The 18615-nt window shown below is 40.3% G+C and carries 20 protein-coding genes; 11 read left to right on the forward strand and 9 right to left on the reverse strand.

Annotated elements, in window-relative coordinates; genetic code table 11:
• Window positions 1-322 precede the first annotated feature (322 nt).
• On the reverse strand, window positions 323-745 hold the full coding sequence (locus tag MST16_RS03795) for a hypothetical protein (protein ID WP_078191199.1): 423 nt from the start codon (window positions 743-745) through the stop codon (window positions 323-325).
• Window positions 746-1093: 348 nt separating this feature from the next.
• Here MST16_RS03795 and MST16_RS03800 point away from each other — a divergent pair, with 348 nt between their 5' ends.
• The 4 genes from MST16_RS03800 (at window position 1094) to MST16_RS03815 (ending at window position 3961) form a co-directional block, all read left to right on the forward strand.
• On the forward strand, window positions 1094-1372 hold the full coding sequence (locus MST16_RS03800) for a hypothetical protein (protein WP_078191085.1): 279 nt from the start codon (window positions 1094-1096) through the stop codon (window positions 1370-1372).
• Between the two features lie 273 nt (window positions 1373-1645).
• A complete protein-coding gene (locus MST16_RS03805) occupies window positions 1646-3424 on the forward strand; it encodes a mechanosensitive ion channel (RefSeq protein WP_180009857.1) in 1779 nt (592 codons plus the stop codon).
• A gap of 68 nt (window positions 3425-3492) precedes the next feature.
• The gene (locus MST16_RS03810) at window positions 3493-3675 is read left to right on the forward strand and encodes a hypothetical protein (RefSeq protein ID WP_180009856.1); all 183 of its coding nucleotides are present in this window, start codon (window positions 3493-3495) and stop codon (window positions 3673-3675) included.
• Window positions 3676-3799: 124 nt separating this feature from the next.
• Window positions 3800-3961, forward strand: coding sequence for a hypothetical protein (locus MST16_RS03815; RefSeq protein WP_180009855.1), 162 nt, complete (start codon window positions 3800-3802; stop codon window positions 3959-3961).
• Between the two features lie 452 nt (window positions 3962-4413).
• Here MST16_RS03815 and MST16_RS03820 read toward each other — a convergent pair whose 3' ends face one another.
• The 5 genes from MST16_RS03820 to MST16_RS03840 all read right to left on the reverse strand — a co-directional run bounded on the left by MST16_RS03820 (window position 4414) and on the right by MST16_RS03840 (window position 10053).
• Window positions 4414-5613: an NAD(P)/FAD-dependent oxidoreductase gene (locus MST16_RS03820; RefSeq protein ID WP_180009854.1), complete on the reverse strand. Its 1200-nt coding sequence runs from the start codon at window positions 5611-5613 to the stop codon at window positions 4414-4416.
• A 33-nt stretch (window positions 5614-5646) separates the two neighbouring features.
• Complete coding sequence (locus MST16_RS03825; protein ID WP_180009853.1) at window positions 5647-6537, reverse strand: 1-aminocyclopropane-1-carboxylate deaminase/D-cysteine desulfhydrase; 891 nt, start codon at window positions 6535-6537, stop codon at window positions 5647-5649.
• Window positions 6538-6667: 130 nt separating this feature from the next.
• Window positions 6668-7786, reverse strand: coding sequence for an HlyD family secretion protein (locus MST16_RS03830; protein WP_180009852.1), 1119 nt, complete (start codon window positions 7784-7786; stop codon window positions 6668-6670).
• Window positions 7787-7848: 62 nt separating this feature from the next.
• Window positions 7849-9498 carry an MFS transporter gene (locus MST16_RS03835; RefSeq protein WP_180009851.1) on the reverse strand — a complete coding sequence of 550 codons (1650 nt, stop codon included), beginning with the start codon at window positions 9496-9498 and terminating at the stop codon, window positions 7849-7851.
• Window positions 9499-9504: 6 nt separating this feature from the next.
• On the reverse strand, window positions 9505-10053 hold the full coding sequence (locus tag MST16_RS03840; RefSeq protein ID WP_180009850.1) for a TetR/AcrR family transcriptional regulator: 549 nt from the start codon (window positions 10051-10053) through the stop codon (window positions 9505-9507).
• Window positions 10054-10360: 307 nt separating this feature from the next.
• Here MST16_RS03840 and MST16_RS03845 point away from each other — a divergent pair, with 307 nt between their 5' ends.
• The gene (locus MST16_RS03845) at window positions 10361-10564 is read left to right on the forward strand and encodes an NF038215 family lipoprotein (RefSeq protein ID WP_180009849.1); all 204 of its coding nucleotides are present in this window, start codon (window positions 10361-10363) and stop codon (window positions 10562-10564) included.
• A 239-nt stretch (window positions 10565-10803) separates the two neighbouring features.
• Here the strand turns inward: MST16_RS03845 and MST16_RS03850 are convergent, their stop codons facing one another.
• Complete coding sequence (locus tag MST16_RS03850; protein ID WP_180009848.1) at window positions 10804-11262, reverse strand: DIP1984 family protein; 459 nt, start codon at window positions 11260-11262, stop codon at window positions 10804-10806.
• 171 nt (window positions 11263-11433) lie between these two features.
• Here MST16_RS03850 and MST16_RS03855 point away from each other — a divergent pair, with 171 nt between their 5' ends.
• From MST16_RS03855 to MST16_RS03870, 4 genes are all read left to right on the forward strand, one after another.
• Entirely contained in the window at window positions 11434-12057 is a 624-nt protein-coding gene (locus MST16_RS03855) for a LysE family translocator (RefSeq protein WP_180009847.1), read from the forward strand.
• 150 nt (window positions 12058-12207) lie between these two features.
• A complete protein-coding gene (locus MST16_RS03860) occupies window positions 12208-12639 on the forward strand; it encodes a hypothetical protein (protein ID WP_180009846.1) in 432 nt (143 codons plus the stop codon).
• A gap of 304 nt (window positions 12640-12943) precedes the next feature.
• The gene (locus MST16_RS03865) at window positions 12944-13159 is read left to right on the forward strand and encodes a DUF6670 family protein (protein WP_218946114.1); all 216 of its coding nucleotides are present in this window, start codon (window positions 12944-12946) and stop codon (window positions 13157-13159) included.
• A 195-nt stretch (window positions 13160-13354) separates the two neighbouring features.
• Window positions 13355-14473 carry a hypothetical protein gene (locus MST16_RS03870; RefSeq protein WP_180009845.1) on the forward strand — a complete coding sequence of 373 codons (1119 nt, stop codon included), beginning with the start codon at window positions 13355-13357 and terminating at the stop codon, window positions 14471-14473.
• 76 nt (window positions 14474-14549) lie between these two features.
• On the opposite strand, the gene metG is transcribed toward MST16_RS03870, so the two are convergent.
• Window positions 14550-16607 (reverse strand): methionine--tRNA ligase, encoded by a 2058-nt coding sequence (gene metG, locus MST16_RS03875; RefSeq protein WP_180009844.1) that lies wholly within the window; start codon window positions 16605-16607, stop codon window positions 14550-14552.
• 171 nt (window positions 16608-16778) lie between these two features.
• Between metG and MST16_RS03880 the strand changes: the two genes are divergently transcribed.
• Together MST16_RS03880 and MST16_RS03885 are read left to right on the forward strand one after the other, a co-directional pair.
• On the forward strand, window positions 16779-17573 hold the full coding sequence (locus tag MST16_RS03880; protein WP_180009907.1) for a hypothetical protein: 795 nt from the start codon (window positions 16779-16781) through the stop codon (window positions 17571-17573).
• Between the two features lie 241 nt (window positions 17574-17814).
• The gene (locus tag MST16_RS03885; protein WP_180009843.1) at window positions 17815-18213 is read left to right on the forward strand and encodes a hypothetical protein; all 399 of its coding nucleotides are present in this window, start codon (window positions 17815-17817) and stop codon (window positions 18211-18213) included.
• A 49-nt stretch (window positions 18214-18262) separates the two neighbouring features.
• Here the strand turns inward: MST16_RS03885 and MST16_RS03890 are convergent, their stop codons facing one another.
• A complete protein-coding gene (locus tag MST16_RS03890) occupies window positions 18263-18601 on the reverse strand; it encodes a hypothetical protein (protein ID WP_180009842.1) in 339 nt (112 codons plus the stop codon).
• Between the last annotated feature and the right edge of the window lie 14 nt (window positions 18602-18615).

Genomic DNA, 18615 nt, shown 5'->3' on the forward strand with positions numbered 1-18615 from the left:
TACCCTGATTTAATATCCACTTTTTATGATCTTGTTACGTATTTAGTTTTATTGCTCTGTTTTTAAGAATGTTTCAACAATAAAAAAGAGATCATTTTCTACATCTTAGGTGATAAATCGAACAAGGCTCAAGCAAAATTTATTGCCGAATTGTTACTAAGAAATGGGATACGTTATGAAGATTTTTTATAAGTAAATTTGTTGTAAGTTGTTGAATATCATTTAAATTAATTTGATTGTGAAATAAATCATTAAAATAAAAGGGCATAAAAAAACCTCCAAATGGAGGTTTTCGGGATTAAACTTTAGTTTAATCTCCGTGTTAATGCACAAACATATCCATAAATTCACGAATTTCTTGAATCGCTGTGTCTACGTCGGAAGTCAACCAAGTCGGTTCAAAAAAGCCAGCATAATGCTCCAGTCGATCTTGGGGAACAACTAAGCGAATCGGGCATTCTTCTTCGAGCAAGCGCCAAGGAATAATAGGCACTTCATTATCTAAAAAAGCCGCAATATTTCGAATATCAATCACCATCGCATTGATGCATTCAGGGAATGGCATCACTGAAAACTCTTCAGTACGTCGGCGGAAATATTCCAAATCACCCCATTTCAACACATAACTTGGCTTACTAAATTCAATAATGCCAATAAGATGCTGATCACGAGTGTAATGAAGGGAACATTGATGAGTGACGTCAGTGTCAAGATCAAGCGTTACACCTTGTTGATGGTACGCCATAGATTTGATAACAGGTGAAAAATAAGGTGCATGATTATAGCTCATTTCATTCATCAAAAGCAGAGAATTCCATCTAGCTCAAAAAAGCATTTATTTTTGCAACACTTGATACTCTGAAAATGAATACGATTGAAATGGTACATTCATTTCATGCTCCGATATTTTTACCTTAGTGATTGATTTTAAATCTAAAAATCAGTCATCTATTTAAACAGCAAGACGGATGTAAATTGAACTGATCTTTCAAGTTACATGTTTTCACGGATTGTAATTGTTCTTCACACAACAAAGGATATTGTATTGTTAGTATAAAAAGTGAACGACGAACAACAAAATAGCGAGGGGAATATGACACACGATTTTAATAAACCGCCCCATACCACCAGCGCAGAAGAAACAACACAAAAAAAACGTATCCCAGTGTATATGCTAATTTTAGTGGGTATCTTCTTAATCGCGTTATTGTTTTATATGTTTGCAGATATGAAACCGTCTGCTTCGGATGCACCACCTGATCATCCTGCACCCAATGCACAAACTGCAACTGCCAATGATACGACTAGCGGTACAGCGGGGGATGAAGCTGTTGCCAATGATTCAAATACTGCAACTGCGACAGATCATTGATGATAAATACATGAGTCAGATTTACATGATTGCAAGATCTGAACCTTAAGCATCTCATCAGAATGACACAAATAAAGCCTTGGTTATGCCAAGGCTTTTTTACATTCAATTGTGAGCTTTTGTTGGAGTTATGCATACTTTGGTTGATTAAAAAATACGCAAAAACTAAGGTGGAAAAGAAAGCTTAAGTTCAAAGCATTAATGCTGTGTGATACGCGGCATACGTAAAAATGCACATAACAACAGATCATGTATAACAATGAGGGCGAACGTATGAATGATTATCTGGGTGGTCCGCGTGGCCGTTTTGATGCCATGTATTATTGGGAACAGTTTCACCCCATTTTAAGTGCAGTAGCAATTCTCCTGATAGGTTGGGTCATTGCTTTATTGGTTGCTGCTGGCGTCAAAAAAGTTCTGCAAAAATTAGGTACAAATCAAAAACTTTCAAATGCAACTGGGCACCGTTCCAATGTTGAAAATATAGTCTCCAGAGTAGTGTTCTGGATTATTTTGATCATTGCCGTCATTGGTGCACTCAATGTACTGAATTTGACTAGTGTCAGTGGCCCATTCAGTAACATGATTCAGCAGTTCTTGTTATTTATTCCACAGCTCTTGGCTGCGGTAGCTGTAGGTTTTATTGGTTGGATCGTGGCGAGTTTGGTCAAAGTCGGTTCAAAGAAACTGCTTGATAAAACCCAACTCGATGAAAAACTTAGTTCTGAGGTTGGTGTCAGCCCAATCAGTCAAAATATCAGTGAAATTGTATATTGGCTGATTTTGTTACTTTTCCTACCGATTGTTTTATCGATCTTGGGTTTGAACGGTCTATTGTTCCCAATCCAAAATATGGTCACTGAAGTTGTTTCTTATCTTCCCAATATCTTTATTGCCGGTGTCATCGTCTTTGTGGGGTACATCTTGGCGAAGATTGTGCGAGGTATCGTGGAAGGCTTGGTGAACAGTTTGAGTTTGCAGCAGCAAGTCGAAAAAGTGGGCATGTTTAAAAACGCAAAACTTGCTCAAGTTTTGGGTAATTTTGTCTTTGCTATAGTTATTATCACGGCTTTAATTGTGGCTTTCGAAGCACTTGGTATCGAGGCGATTTCTCAGCCTGCAACAGCCATGTTGCATGAGATCATGTATGCGATACCGAACATCATTGCCGCAGGTTTAATCTTAATCTTGGCCTATGTGGTGTCACGCTTTGTAGCACGTCTAGTGGTGGATGTGATCTCGGGTACAGGTGTTGATACTGTGCCAGAAAAATTAGACATTCAACGCTTTTTGGGCAAAACCAAAGTGTCGGATGTTGTCGGTTGCCTCATTGTATTTTTCACAATGTTGTTTGCGGTATCTGAAGCTGCTAACCGTTTAGGCTTTGAGCAAATCAGTTCCCTTATTGCTATGTTTATCCAGTTCGGTGCAAGTATTTTACTTGGTGCTGTAATTTTGGTGGTGGGTTTCTGGCTTGCCAATATTGTGGCAAATGTGGTGCAACGAGGGGAATATAACAGTTCACGTTGGTTAGGTAATTTGGTCCGTGTGCTGATTATGGGCTTGGTTGTAGCCATGGGCTTGCGTGCCATGGGTATTGCCGACTCGATCGTGAATTTGGCCTTTGGTTTAACTCTCGGTGCGGTTGCAGTTGCTTTCGCTTTGGCCTTTGGTTTAGGTGGTCGCAATCCGGCGGAACGATTGTTATCAGATCTTATTGATAAAGCAAAACGTGAAGCCAACGAACCGAATCCAGTACAGGAACAGGCGAAGGCAAAAACCACCTTTAATACGCCTACATCGTCTGCAGTAAGTCCAACGCCATCAACATCTGTGATGACTTCTGAAGTGAAAACCGATGATGGCTATCCAAACATTCAACAGGCTGCTCCCGGCGTCAGTGAAAAAGAAACTGCCACGCCAGATCAATTGGATGTAAACCCAAGTGATCAACCCCAAAATAATCCATTTGGTTCAACTGGTGAGGCTGAAAAAGAGGTCGATGCACCTTCGGCACCTGTAACTCCGCCAAAACCGGATGACCCTAATTAACCTGTTCCGTCTGTACAAAATCGGCCACGTTTAGGTGGTCGATTTTAATGCTCTATAAGGAATATTGTATGGCAAAAGCACCGAATAAATTTTTAGCCCCAGTGATTATTGCAGGGATCACGGTGGGTTTTTTGGCGAGCGCACGACGCTTTATTTTTGCAAAATCAGAACGCACTGATTTGGAGCAGACAGAACAATCACCGCCAGAAAGTGAAAAAAATTATACCAATCAGTCCAAAAATAATGATTGAAATTTACTCGAAAATTGGTATTTTAAGTAATAGTGATATATGGAATATTACTTAAAATATAAAAACTTAGGATTCATATTGCTGTCATGAATGACACCTATGATCCGTGCAAAGGAATGACAAAATGGGGGTAATTTCAATGTTCAATACTTTAGTTTCGACACTCAAACAAACCGCAAGCGTGCAACCACAACATATTTCAGTTGCTGTTGAAAAAATGGATCTGACAATTCAACGAACTTCGACGTCGTCAGTATCATTATTTAAAACCGACTATCTTGAATAAGTCAGATTGGGCAAGAAAAAGGGCTGAATGAATCAGCCTTTTTTTATGCAGAGTTCATCTGCGGATTATGATTATCTGATGTTTCTGCGTGACATCAGAAGTCCTATTTGATTCAAATAAAAGAATGATACGCGGTAATGTCATCCGCAATTGTTTGAGACAGGATTACATTTAATCAAAAATGTTTTTGCAATACATCGAATCATTTGAAGGTAGTGAACGAGTTTTGCGGTGAGGAGCATTGCTCCGTAAGATGGTTTCCTTGCGAAGCTTCACTTCTCATTTTGCCTAATGAGAAGCGTGCTTCGTAAGAGTTCCTCCAGCCGAAGGCTAATTTTTTTATTCAATCCTTAGATGTAAGACTCCGTCGAATAGACCTAAAAATCATTTTTATAAATGTGAAATTACTCTTACTGGCGTAACTTCAGTGCTTAATTAACGCTATGTCGAGATCAGACGTATTCAGAAGCTGCATGCGCAGAAGCCCATGCCCATTGGAAATTGTATCCACCTAAATGCCCCGTTACATCGAGCACTTCGCCAATAAAGTACAAGCCTTTCTGTTTTTTACTTTCCATGGTTTTTGATGAGACTTCAGTGGTATCCACACCACCGAGTGTAACTTCAGCAGTACGGTAACCTTCAGTACCTGATGGTTTCACTTCAAAGCTTTCCAGACGGCTTGCAATGAGTTCTAGTTTTTCATCACTGATATTGCCAATGGCTAATTCAGCTTGTTCAGGCCAAATCAGATTTTGTAATTCTGTAACTACACTTTTCGGTAAGTGTTCATTAAACAATGTACGCAGTAACACTTTCGGTTGACTAGATTTCTTAGATTTGAGGAAATCTAAAACATCTAAAGCTGGAAGGAAATTGATGTTAAAGCGTTGACCGATATCCCAGTAGTTTGAAAGCTGCAATGAGCTTGGGCCACTTAAACCACGGTGAGTAAAGAGTAAAGCCTCAGTAAAACTGTTTAACTCATTCGATAACGTGGCTTCAACAGCATTGCCGCTCAAGCGAGTGGTGACTTTTTTAAAACTATCTGAGAAAGTGAAGGGTACTAAGCCTGCGCGAGTGGGGTAGACGGAATGTCCGAATTGTTTGGCAATTTCATAGCCAATTCCTGAACCGCCTAATGTAGGAATAGACAGACCACCAGTGGCAATAACCACCGATTCTGCTTCAAAATAGCCTAGATTGGTTGCCACTTGAAAGCCTTGTTCAGGTAAGGCATTGACTGCTTTTACTTCACAGTTGGTTTTAATATCTACCAATCCTGTTTTGTCACATTCTGCCAATAGCATGGCGAGAATTTCTTTTGCACCATTTTGGGTAAATAACTGCCCATGTTTGCGCTCTTCGTACTCAATGCCATATTCGCAGACCATACCAATGAAGTCCCAGTTGGTATAGCGAGTTAATGCTGAAATAACAAAGTGTGGATTATGTGAAATATAATTTTCTGGTTCGACATACAAATTGGTGAAATTGCATTTACCACCGCCAGACATCAGGATCTTTTTGCCAACTTTATTGGCTTTTTCAACCACCAAAACTTTGCGTCCACGCTGCGCCGCTTTATATGCCGTCATTAAGCCTGATGCACCAGCACCTAAAACAAGGACATCATATTGATTTTGCGACATGGTAAGTTTCCGCGTGGAAGAAAGGACGCAGGATTATACGCTTTTTAGCGCTTCGGTTGAACCTTTCAGGCGACCTTGTAGGCCACCAGTATGAATCACTAAAACACGCTGATGGTTTGTAATCTGACCCCGCTCAATCATGCTGAAAATACCTCGCAACATTTTAGCCGTATAAACCTGTTCTAATGGGATCGCATAGCGATGTTCAAAGTCTTGCATAAACTGTAAAAGTTCCGGCGTTGTTTTGGCATAGCCGCCACAGCAAAATTCATCACTGATGTTCCAATTGGTTTTCTGCGTCAACTGAGCAACATCGTCGCAAAGAAAATTACCTTTGAGCGCAGAAAAGCCAAGAACATGTTGGTGTTCAGCACTTGCTTCGATCAAGCCTGTTATGGTTCCACCTGTACCGACTGCACAGCAGATGAGATCAAAATTTTGTTGATTTTCATGGCTTAAGATTTCCGTACAGCCACGGATTGCCAATGCATTGGTTCCACCTTCAGGAATGACATAATGTTCGGGAAATTCCTGTCGTAATTGCGCTAAAGCGTCAACTTGTTTCATTTCCCGATACTGTTGGCGTGTGACAAAACTGAGCTGCATACCAAACTGTTCGGCGGTGGCTAAAGTAGGATTTCGGGCTTGATGTTGTAGTTCTTCCCCACGGATGATGCCTAGACTGCCTAAACCAAATAAATGTGCAGCATATGCAGTGGCTGCAATGTGATTTGAATAAGCACCACCAAAGCTAAGCACCTGTTTAAATCCTAATTTCTGCGCCTCAATAAAATTGTATTTAAGTTTATAAAATTTATTACCCGATATTTGCAGGTGTACCAAGTCCAAACGCTTAATACACAAATCAACCCCTTGATATTGAATAGTCTGCTCAGGAATGGCGTGGGCGATAGATTCAAACATGTTGGTGATCGTTATCTTGGTGGTTGGAGGTCAAATAGGTAGGCATTGTAAAACGGGAGCTGCAGAAGATGAAACCCATGACATCTTGTTCAGTTCAACTCTGCTTATAGCACTTCACTGTCGATATCTGCTAACTAGCAACATCAACGGAGGTGACGACAGACATACCGGGTCTTAAGTTTTCTAAACCTTGTTGATTAGGATCAATCGCAATTTTTACGGCAATGCGTTGCACGACTTTGGTGAAATTTCCTGTGGCATTGTCAGGTTTCAATACACTAAATTCAGAACCAGCCGCAGGGGAGATTTGCTCAACTTTGCCGTAAAATTTTTGATGTTTCATGCCATCGACGCTGAACCACGCTTTTTGACCAATATGCATATCTGCAATTTGCGTTTCTTTAAAGTTGGCAGTCACCCAGCGCTGCTGTGGAATTAAATACATCAGTTGAGAGCCTGCCGCAACATATTGACCAATCCGTGGGCTGACTTCGCCAAGTTGACCATCCATAGGTGCCACAATCGTGCTGTAGTCTTTAGTGGTCACAGCCTGATCAAATTGTGCTTTGGCACTATTCACTTGCGCTTTAAGCCCTGTCGCTGCAACTTGTGCAGTTTTGAATGATTCTTTGGCAACTAGTAAATTGGCTTCTGCTTGATGAAGTTGGGCCAAACTATTTTTAGCGTCTGCAATCGCTTTATCTTGTTCTGATTTCGATGCAGCGCCAGTATTGCCGAGTTGTTGGTAGCGCGTCATTTGTGCAAGGGCTAATTCATAGGCCGCACGTGATTGGTCCACTTTCGCTTCGGCTGCCGTAATATCTGCTCTGCGTTGTTCAATGGCCTGGCTTTGATTGGCAAGCGAGTTCTGTGCTTGTTCCACCCCAGATTCAGCCTGTGTGACTTTTTGATCATAGGTCGTTGCATCGATATGCATAAGCACTTGACCTTTTTTCACATGATCAAAATCCGTCACCATAACATCTTTCACATAACCATTAATTTGTGATGAAAGCACCGTGGTTTTGCCTTTGACATAGCTATTTTCAGTCGACTCGATACTGTTATGAAATGGACCAATCCGCCACGTCCATAAGATCAGTGCAATCCCCAGCAAGAAGATGATCAACATGAAAATCAAGGTACGCTGCGGCGTAGAAATAAGCTTGCTCGATGGCGCAGGCATAGCGGTTGCTGTTTGTGGTTGCTGCGGTGCTGCTTGCTCAGTGGCTTTATGGTCTTCGGTCATGTTGTTCTCAATATCGATTAGGTCATTTGGCGGTTGCTTATGTTGTTTAAGTCGGGAAAATTTTAACTACTATCCGTGCGTTGCTGTTGGCGTAATTGATATTTATTTTTGCCCATCAGCAATAAACCCCAAAGCAACAATAAAACGGCGAATATGCCATTTAAAAAAATCACATCGTTATAGGCTCGAACTTGGGCTTCTCTAGTGATGGTTTGATTAAGGCTACGTATGGCTTGTTGTTGGTCTAAATTTGAGTCTAAAGAATATTGATGCGCACTTTGCGCCAATTGTTGTAGGCGCTGTTCGACTATAGGGGAGGTTTTCGATAAATCATTATAAATCTGTGCCTGATAGGTTTGGGTACGCATTTGCTGATAGGTCGAAAAGAACGATGAGCCGACGAGACCACCAAAAGTTTGCGTTGCAGAAAATAGTACGATAAACGTCACCATGTGCGATGGGCCTTTTTGCAAAGCACTGACAATGCCTGTAAGCAAAAGTGGGCCAATAAACATGCCACTGGCAAAGCCCACCAAAAACTGACTCCAATAAAAATCATGTGGTCGTACATCACTGGTCAGATGGTAATCCAGTGCACAGGCAAAGAGCACGAGACCTGCTGCACCGAGCAGATGAAGCACAATTTTTTCTTTGGAAAAGGTCAGGGCACTAAACACTGTGCCTAAGACAATTCCGATCAGCACAACGGTATAAAAAGAAACGAATTGGTCGGGTCCCATGCCCATGGTTTTCAAAAAATTCACGGCCGCATAGCTTTGTTCTGACATGAGAAAGCGAATGGCAAAGGCACCAATAATAAAACTCACGGTAGACGATGTTCCGAGCCAGCGTGTGACAATCAGGGGGTTGACCCGAAAATGTTCATAGGTCAGGCCGACAACTAAAAGAATCAAAGCGGCGATGAGTAAATAGGCCAACCATTCAGCCTCAAACCACCAAAGAATCGGGCCTTGAGTTAGCACGATACATAGCAAAGCAAAGCCGGGTGCCAATAATGCAAAGGTGAATAAATCTTGCTTTTCAAACACTTCTATACGTAGGCTTCGTGGCAGTTTTAGAGAGACCACCATCGCCAAACAACATAAGGCTAAACCTAATTCAAAGGTGTAAAAAATAGACCAATCGTTGACATCGACCAGATAGGGCGACATGATCCATGCCAGTGGAATCCCCAACTGCTGAAAGCCCAAAGCTAGATAAAGCCCACGACCAAAATGAGCACGTTTAAACGCTTGCATGATGTAATACATCCCAAGCGAACTGAGTGGAGCTGCAAGTAAGCCGCTGATCACCCGTGCAAAAATTGCCATTTCATAGGTATGGACAAATAAATGCAGCAGCATCACCGCGATAAATAAGACCAAACCAATTTCTGAAAATAGCCTAAGTCCATATTGTTGACGGGCTTTAAATAAGATCAGGTTGGAGCTGACATTGGCCATAACAAATGCCGCAGGGATCCATGCCGCTTCTGAAGGCGTTAAACCATATTCACCTTGTAGAAGGGGTAAATTTGCCGTGATAAATCCATTACTTAAACTCCCCGAGATCGCAACAAATAAACCGATAAAGAAGTATAAAAAACGCTTATAGGTCGGATGTGCAATCGCAGCGGGAGAGCCGGGCAGGGTCGGTTTTTCTTCGGGTGTCCAATCCGGAGCAGGTTCCAATAAACGTGGAGATTTGGACATGACGTATTACCCGCAAATACCATGTAGTAAAAACTCCACGGCACGTTTGGCGAGTTTTTCCTGATCTGCTTCGGTATGGCCTTGCAAAGCTGCACGCAAAATAGAGGTGACCATGGCATAGTCCGCCGGTTTAAAGTCTGCTCGACAGCGACCATTTTGAATGGCCTGATCAATCATCGGTTGTAATATGGCATCACGTCGTTGGTATATTTCAACCATGGCAGGATCATCCCGATCGATCACACGCCAATATTCCATTAAAGCCGTGAGATAGGGAATATTATAAATATGGTCTTGAATGAGGCGAATAAATCCATCATCGAACTGTGCATAATTAAGCGCACGCTGTTCAAGTCGGTTCAAGGCACCTTGCATTAAGGCGAGTACCAACTCACGACGGTCATTAAAATTACGATAAAACGTCGCACGTCCAACTTGAGCCTGATTGATGATGAGTTGTAAAGGCGCATTGATCCCGTGAATACGGAATACCTCAATCGCAGCTTCTAAAAGCACTTCTCGGTTTTGCGCAGCGAGTTGTTGACGTGTGGACATTATTCTTTGACATCATCATTCTAAATTTATCTAGCTATTAAACGGACAAAAGTGTCCGAAGTAAAATCGTATTCGATAGCAGTTTTGTAACTTGTCTTCTATGTGGTTATAAGAAAATGAATAAATTATTTATTTTAAAAAGAAAATATTTTTCTATCGGCATCAATCTGCATCCGCATTGGAAAGACCGCCGAGACATAATTCCTGACAATTGACCCTAAATCGGCAGATAAATAAGGTGAATATCTGCACAAAAATGCTATGCTGAATTTATAAGCAAGATAATTATAAAAATGGAGGGCATCCAATGAGCAAATTAAGTCGGGCTGTGCTGCCTATGCTGTGCCTGTGCAGTTTTTGGATGGTGGGTTGTGATACGACTGACGAATTGCATCGTCCTCAAAATGAACATCGCACCATGATTATTGGTGGTGTCCCTGTAAATGACCATGACTATAAATTACCGCGTGACGATGTTGCGCTCAATGAAGCCGCTGCGGATGACGACTAGCAGATGGATCCCGTAAAAAAATTAGGGTGGACATACTGTCAGTACACGGTAGTGAGACGTGACATGTAAAGAGTCACAGATGCAGTGTGCTACGTCAGATGTGTGAACATTTTGAAGTAGACGTCTTACTTCTGCAGTTTAGTTTGTTGGATTAAAGCCTTACAAACATTTAAAAAGGCTCTGTACTCGCCCAGTATGCCCGAACTGGAATGAACCGTGGTTCAAATGCTTAAATCAGGTCAATCTATCAGGTCTATTTGCCAATTGGATGCCTGAATTTCTAAGTTATTTTGTCTAAGTTGCTGACTAATGCTATCAGCCTGTTTCTGTAAATCTGCCACTGCAATGGTTTTAATCCAACGGATTTCACTCGAGCTATAACGACCATTTTCACGGCGTGAGCTGTCGATTGCTTGTTGCAAGATTCGATGCTGCTGGGTCAATAAATCACGTTCATTGAGGACCGAAAGTATGGAGCGTCCAGAACTGGTTTTAGCCTGTGCGTTGGTGGCGTGAATCTTTTCAATTAAGCCATAAAGTTCTGTATTTACGGCAAATGCTTCTTGAATTAAAGCATTCGGTTCTTCGCTAGGTGCATCACCTTCTTGAATGAGCACGTTGTTATTGATTCGTTGTTGCAGCGAGGCCAATTTAGTTTGTAAGTCACTGCGTAAAAGTAGGGCTTCGGCTAATTTCATTGTCTTGATATTAATTTGTACTTTTAGCGATCATGCGATGGATTAATGTGGTATTCAAGTTATTTATAGCGAAAAATTTGGTCAATTAAAATAAACACTGCAAATTATAGGGAGAAATTCAGAGATTCTATCTGTAAAATTGCCACGAATTTAAGTGAAAACGGTGTAACTGTGGAATCATTTTGGATATTAGGCTCGATTGCGGCAGCACTATTACTTGGTGCAATGAGCCCGGGGCCAACGTCAATTTATGTGGCGAAGAATTCCATTGCGATTTCACGTAAACACGGTTTATTTACCGCTCTTGGTACAGGTTTTGGCGCTGCAATATTTGGCCTATTAGCGGTATTGGGTTTGCAGGCATTTTTATTGGCTGTACCTTCTGCATATTTGGCCTTGAAAATTTGTGGTGGTTTATATCTGCTTTGGATGGCATTTAAAATTATAAAACATGCCAAAGAACCCATCGAAGCAGGCAATTCGAGCAGTTCGCAAATGTCACTCCATCGTGCATTTACCACTGGTTTAATTACCCAGTTGTCGAATCCGAAAATTGCAATTGTGTTAGCCAGTATTTTTACGGCACTTTTACCGAAAGAGATTCCGACGTATTTTTACTTTGTACTGCCAGTTTTGTGTTTCTTTATTGATGCAGGGTGGTGTTCATTGGTCGCTGTGGCTTTATCGGCAGAAAAACCACGCAAAGTGTATTTGAAGTTTAAAGCGGGTTTTGATCGGGCTGCAGGGGCAGTGATGACAGTGCTTGGATTAAAGCTGATTTTTGGGATGAAGTAAACTAGGCTGAAGAAATATTTCTCTGCTGTAAAATTGTTGGACAATAATACGATTTTGACCTTAAATCACATTTTACTTGCCTTATTCACTATAAACAGACGGCTATAAAATCAGCTAGTGTAGAGTATCTTTTGAATTTTTGAGTGTTTTATGCATTCGCTTTTAAAATCTTTTTCAGGCAGCTGCAGTTTTCAGCAAAAAATTAAATCCAGTCTTGGGCAGGCCAGTACTAAAGTGCTAGGCGCTGTGCCGCCGCATTTACAGGCACAGCTCCCGCGCGACTATAATTTTGATGCTCACATTTTTTCTTCGCGTTTTTCCAGTACCCATTATGGGATCATGATTCCAGATTTACCTGAGCCATACCACGTGTATTCCACTCAAAATCATCTGAAGTTTCAGCAGCAGCCTTTTAAAGTGCAATTTGCCGATGATTCTTCATTGAGTGAGGAAAATGGAACCTATCATTTGCTTTCCGAACGAGATGATTTGCAGGTCAATATAAATTTAACGCCGACGAAAGCACTGAAATGGTTTGCGCATAGCGCTTTCTACCAGCACTTTAGCGTATTATCATTATGAGGTTTTTTTTATACAGCAGGGCCAAAGAGTAGATGTCAGCAGTTTATGTACGCTTGATCATTGGAAAGCCGTTTCTACAACTATGCTGCCCCAAGCATTGTTACCTAAAGAAAGCAGTTTGCCGCTCACATCATTCACTTATTAAATCATTAACTTAAACCATGAAGAACAATTGGTTTTAGCCTTTATTGGTATTTTTAGCGAACCAGCTTATACCGCAATTTCTTACTGCCATATTGACGGGACATCAATCCAATATGATGAAGCAAGCTTTGAAGTAATTGCAGTTAAAACCGAGCCTTAAATGACACCTGATGGTTATGCGATGGATGTTCCGCAGTATTTTCGCTGGGTTGCGCAGCATCAGGGGGAAAAGGTGCTAGATATTATTGCAGTAGCCGATACGCCTTATTGTTATGATATGGCAGCGGGCTATGTTACAAGTTATCAATGGACAGGTGAGTTTAAAGGTAAAAAAGCGGAGGGGCGAGGGTATTTGGAGTTTATTGATCGGCGATGATTTTAAATTCACTAAAAATATAATATTTAATTTTATACTAAATCAAGAGTTTTAAAAATTTACAGTAAAAAATTCTGTCAAAATAAATAAAGTTATAAAAATCATTTATTTAGTTTTGTGGCGACATTTTGTGACGTTTTATTAAATTTTTAAAGGAATGTTTAAATATACTAATGAAAAAATGGAGTTATAAATATGAATAGAAAATATTTAGCAGAATCAGCTTTACACTTTTATTCAAGTGATCCGATGCTTCTATCCCTACAAGATATTTACATGAGTCAGGATAGTGAATTTTCAAAAGAACTAATCAGAAATAATAATATTTATATAATTTGTAAAAGAAGAAAAATTACCTTAGATCCATATAAAATCAAATATTCATATGGGCAGATTACTGGTGATCTTTTTATTCATGGTGATATTTATCATGAGTGGGATAGAGAAAGTTTTACATTAAAAAGTATACATTTTGACGAAAGAATTCGACTATTTAACAATAATGGTTTCACTAATTTTAGACCTAAATTGGATATAGTTCATCTATCAATAAATTCACTTGGAAATTATCTTGAATTTATCGATAGGGAAATGGGACGTTTTATGCTCTCTACGAATCAATTGGTTTCTTTAATTAGACCCGATTGGCAAGGTCGTGAAAATTTGGAAGTGCTATATATTGGGCAGAGTATTGGTGCAAAAAAAAGTCGAACCGCAATAGATAGATTAAAACACCACAGCACATTGCAAAGAATTCTATGCGATACAATGATGGATTTTCCAACTGATGACATTATTCTGCTGCTTTATAAATTCGAAAGTACGAAATCAATTATGTCTACGGCATCCAATAATATGATGTCAGATGTGTCTGCTAGTAGTGATGAAGAATTAAACCATTTTATGTCGATGGGGACTAGAAATGTTCCAAGAAAAACCAAGATCAACTTAGTAGAAGCAGCATTAATTAATTATTTTAAACCCAAATATAATTTTATGCACAAAGATTCATTCAATCCTAATAATATGAAAAAGCTTAAGACATTGAAGGAATTATTTAAATTAGATTTATCTGGATTGATTGTAGAAATTAATACCAATAGCCTTGGTGCTAAACTATTCAGCGAGCAAACAAATAATATTTCAAAAAAGAATGAAATTAACATGTCTTTTTTCGAAGATAATAAAAACCATGAGGATAAGGAAATTCGAGAGATGTGTGGGAATATGTTGAATGCTCACATCGCTAAGTTTCCTTTATATAACATTGACGAGAGAGAAAGCTTTATCCATGCTCTGCCATGGCATTCATAGTCTTTTAAAAAATTTCCAGCAACAAACAATCCGTTTGTTTTATTACAAACGGATTATTCCTAAATATAATTTATGGCTAGGACACTTTATCACCAGCTTTAGCACCAGTTTCAGGTGAAATCACCCAAACACCTTCACCATTACCCGCAGCTAAAACCATCCCGTTTGAAATACCAAAACGCATCTTACGTGGTGCAAGGTTTGCCACCATGACTACTAATTTGCCTTTTAAGTCTTCAGGTTGGTAGAACTCACGAATACCGCTAAACACGTTGCGCGGTTCAGCTTCACCGACATTTAAAGTCAATTGAAGAAGTTTGTCAGAACCTTCAACCGTAGCAGCTTCCAAAACTTCTGCGACACGCAGGTCAACTTTCATAAAGTCTTCAATGCCAATAATCTCAGCTTCTCCAACTTTAGGTTCAGGTTTTTTCTCAGCTTTCTTCTCTTTTTTCTTTTCCGCTTTTGGTGCTTCAGCAGGCGCAGCTAAAGAATCTTTAGACGCATCGACCATTGCAGCAACCGCTTTCGGGTCTACACGCTGCATCAATGGTTGGAATTGAGCAATTTCATGATCCACCAAAATCGTTTTACCAGACGCAAAGTCGAAAGATTCTAATTTTAAGAAGCTTTGAACTTCTGCTGCCAAGGTAGGAAGTACTGGTGCAAGGTAAACCGCCAATTGACGGAACAAGTTAATACCAACAGAACATACATCATGAACTTGCTGTTCCTCGCCTTCAATTTTCGCAAGTGCCCAAGGCTTTTTCTCGTCGATGTATTGGTTGGCTTTATCTGCAAGCGCCATGATTTCACGGATTGCCGCAGAGAATTCACGTGCTTCGTATTGCGCTGCGATTGAAGCGCCTGCATCAATAAAGCTTTGTACCAATTCAGGCTCAGCACAATTTGCAGAAAGTTTGTTATCAAACTTAGTATTGATGAACTTGGCACAACGGCTTGCGATGTTCACGACTTTACCAACCAAGTCAGAGTTTACTTTCTGAACGAAATCATCAAGGTTCAAGTCAGAATCTTCAACTTTGTCAGAAAGCTTAGATGCAAAGTAGTAACGTAAATATTCAGGGTTTAAATGCTCTAAGTATGTTTCCGCTTTAATGAATGTACCACGAGATTTAGACATCTTCTGACCATTTACAGTCAAGAAACCGTTTACGAATAGGCTTGTAGGGGTACGGTAGTTTGCACCTTCAAGCATTGCAGGCCAGAACAACGCGTGGAAGTAAACGATGTCTTTACCAATGAAGTGATACACCTCATTTTTAGAATCTTTTTTCCAGTAGTCTTCAAAGCTTAGATCAGGACGTTTAGTCTTGATGTAGTTTTCAAAGCTCGACATATAGCCGATTGGCGCATCAACCCAAACGTAGAAGTATTTGTTTGGCGCATCTGGAATTTCAAAACCGAAGTAAGGCGCATCACGTGAGATGTCCCAATCAGACAGACCTGCTTCAAACCATTCATCGAGTTTGTTGGCAATCGACACAGGCAGACGACCTTCGTCACGTGTCCATTTTTGCAGGTATTCACCAAAGTTTGGCAGTTTAAAGAAGTAGTGATCTGAAGATTTCTCTACAGGTGTCGCACCGCTTAAAGTCGATTTTGGATTTAATAATTCAGTTGCGTTGTATGTTGTACCACACACTTCGCATGAGTCGCCGTATTGGTCTTCCGCTTTACATTTCGGGCATGTACCTTTAATGAAACGGTCAGACAAGAACATTGCTTTTTCAGGGTCAAACAATTGCGTCACAGGGCGTACCGCAATGTTGTCCGCTTCACGGTTCTTAATGTAAATCTCAGAAGCGCGTGCTTGGTTTTCAGGGCTGTTGGTTGAGTCGTAATGGTCAAAATCAACTTTAAAGCCAGCAAAATCACGCTCATGTTCTTTTTGTACATTGGCAATTTGCTGTTCAGGCGAAATACCATTGGCTTCCGCACGTAGCATAATCGCTGTACCGTGAGCATCATCCGCACATACATAAGTCACGTTATGACCCATCGCACGCATGGCACGAACCCAAATATCAGCTTGGATATAACCGAGTAAATGACCCATATGAATTGGGCCATTCGCGTATGGAAGGGCGTTAGTAACTAAAATATTACGCACGGATATGACTCTCTCATTCGTATTTATGCAATGGGCTGTAATTTTACATGAGATAGCCAGTACTTGCACAAGGGAATGGGTGAAATCTTTGCAAAAGTAAAAAATTCTATATTGCTGACACAATTACAGTGATAATAGGGCATAACTGTGATGCCTAAGAGTAACAAGCCCATGTATGAAGATGACTATGAAGACGATCAGCCAATCACTCGTATTCCTCAAAATGAACAGCGTCATAAATTGGGGCATCACATTATTAAAGATGCGCAGCAATATTTAGAACAGATTTCAGCAGATGAGCATGCCTTACTGATTCAAACTCTGCGTCATTTGGCACAAGATGAGCCTTATTTCGATATTTTGGCCGATGAATTAGATCAGCCGGTAGAAATGAAAGTAGCGAATGATGCTTTAAATTTATTGTATTTTTGGCAACTGCTTCATCAACATGAAAATGATGCAGACTTTGATTTTCTGAATGTCATCAATAGCGAGTTTTTCCAAACTGAAATGTTGAAAGCCTTTGATGCTTTGAATATTGGTGAACATAAAGCACCGCGACGTCAGGTACTTTTAGATGCGTTTAAACTGTATAAATTAGACATCCATGCAGGATGTATCCCTGTGTTATATGCACAGCTTGAAGGTATCTTGACAGACGTGTTGATTCAAACCGGTTTCTTAAATCAAAACGGCACTAAATTTGTCGATGTCTACAAAATTGTACCGGGGCTTAAAGGCAGCGAAATTAAAAGCCTGTGGCACAAATCTAAAATCGCCAATGAGTTGAATCCGTATTTTGCCGAATTGGCGGCCTATCAAATGGATAGTAGCTCTACCGTAGCGATGACCCGTCATAATATTTTGCATGGGACCGATGTTGCGCATTTTAATCAGGGACGGAGTTTTATCCTGTTTATTTGGCTGTTTTCCGCAGTGAGCTTTATGAGTACGGTCAGCAAATAAGTTTCATTTCAAGAGATCAATGCATCAGAATGGTGTTGGTCTCTTTGCATTACATCACCCTTTAAAATTAAAAGCATAGAGTAAAATCGACCATGCATATTTGCATCAAGCCATTGTGAAAATAGGCAATCACATGGCGTTTTCCTGTGGTTGATTTGTTTCTAAATGCGTCTATTTCAAGTATCTGCTTCAAATCGCGTTATAACTATTGTTAGACAATAACAGAGAAGAGGCGAGAACGATGACAACTGAAAATAAAATTGATCAATTGAAAGATAAAGCGTCAGAGTTGGGTGATGATCTAAAGCTCAAAGCCAAAGAGGCTCAACTTGAAGGTGAAAAAGCACTCGATGGTACAAAGCATAAAGTTGAAGAACTCAAGCTTGAGGGTGAAAAAACCTTAAATGACGCCAAACATGAACATGCAGAACAGCATGCTGAAACCAAAGACCGTCTAGAGCAGTTAAAAGCTGAAGCCAGTCACAAATTAGATGAAGCCAAAGTCAAAGCCTCCGAACTTAAACATGAGGCTGTCGAAAAATTTGATGAACTCAAAGTGCAGGCGACAGAGAAATTTGACGAGTTAAAAAAGAAAGCCACTGACACACTGCATAAGTTTAAAAAAGATGATCAAGCTTAATTGGGGCTGATCAAAAAAGCCGTTCTATCAAGAGCGGCTTTTTTAGGATTCATTGTTTTAATCCATCTAAATTTTCAGTCTTAATATTTTTGACTTGATCATCGACTACGGTAATCACGTAGCGCATATTGGCAATTTCATAGGTGTAATCTACTGCTAGTTTCGCAGGCAGATTTTTCTCTTGCAGCGGATAAGACACCATTTTCATCGGAGAAGCTTGCATACGCGAGCGCATGAGATCGAGGCTATCACCAATCGCCACAGTTTGTCGGTCAGGTGTTTGAATGGCTTCAGTCGCAATTTCTGCATAGGCTGCTGAAGTCAGGAGCATCAAGGCACATAAAGTCGTTTTATACACAGACTTCTTATAGAGAGTCTTCTGATACATAGTTTTCCCCATTT

It is taken from the genome of Acinetobacter sp. YH16040_T (assembly GCF_024605785.1).
Lineage (GTDB): Bacteria > Pseudomonadota > Gammaproteobacteria > Pseudomonadales > Moraxellaceae > Acinetobacter > Acinetobacter amyesii.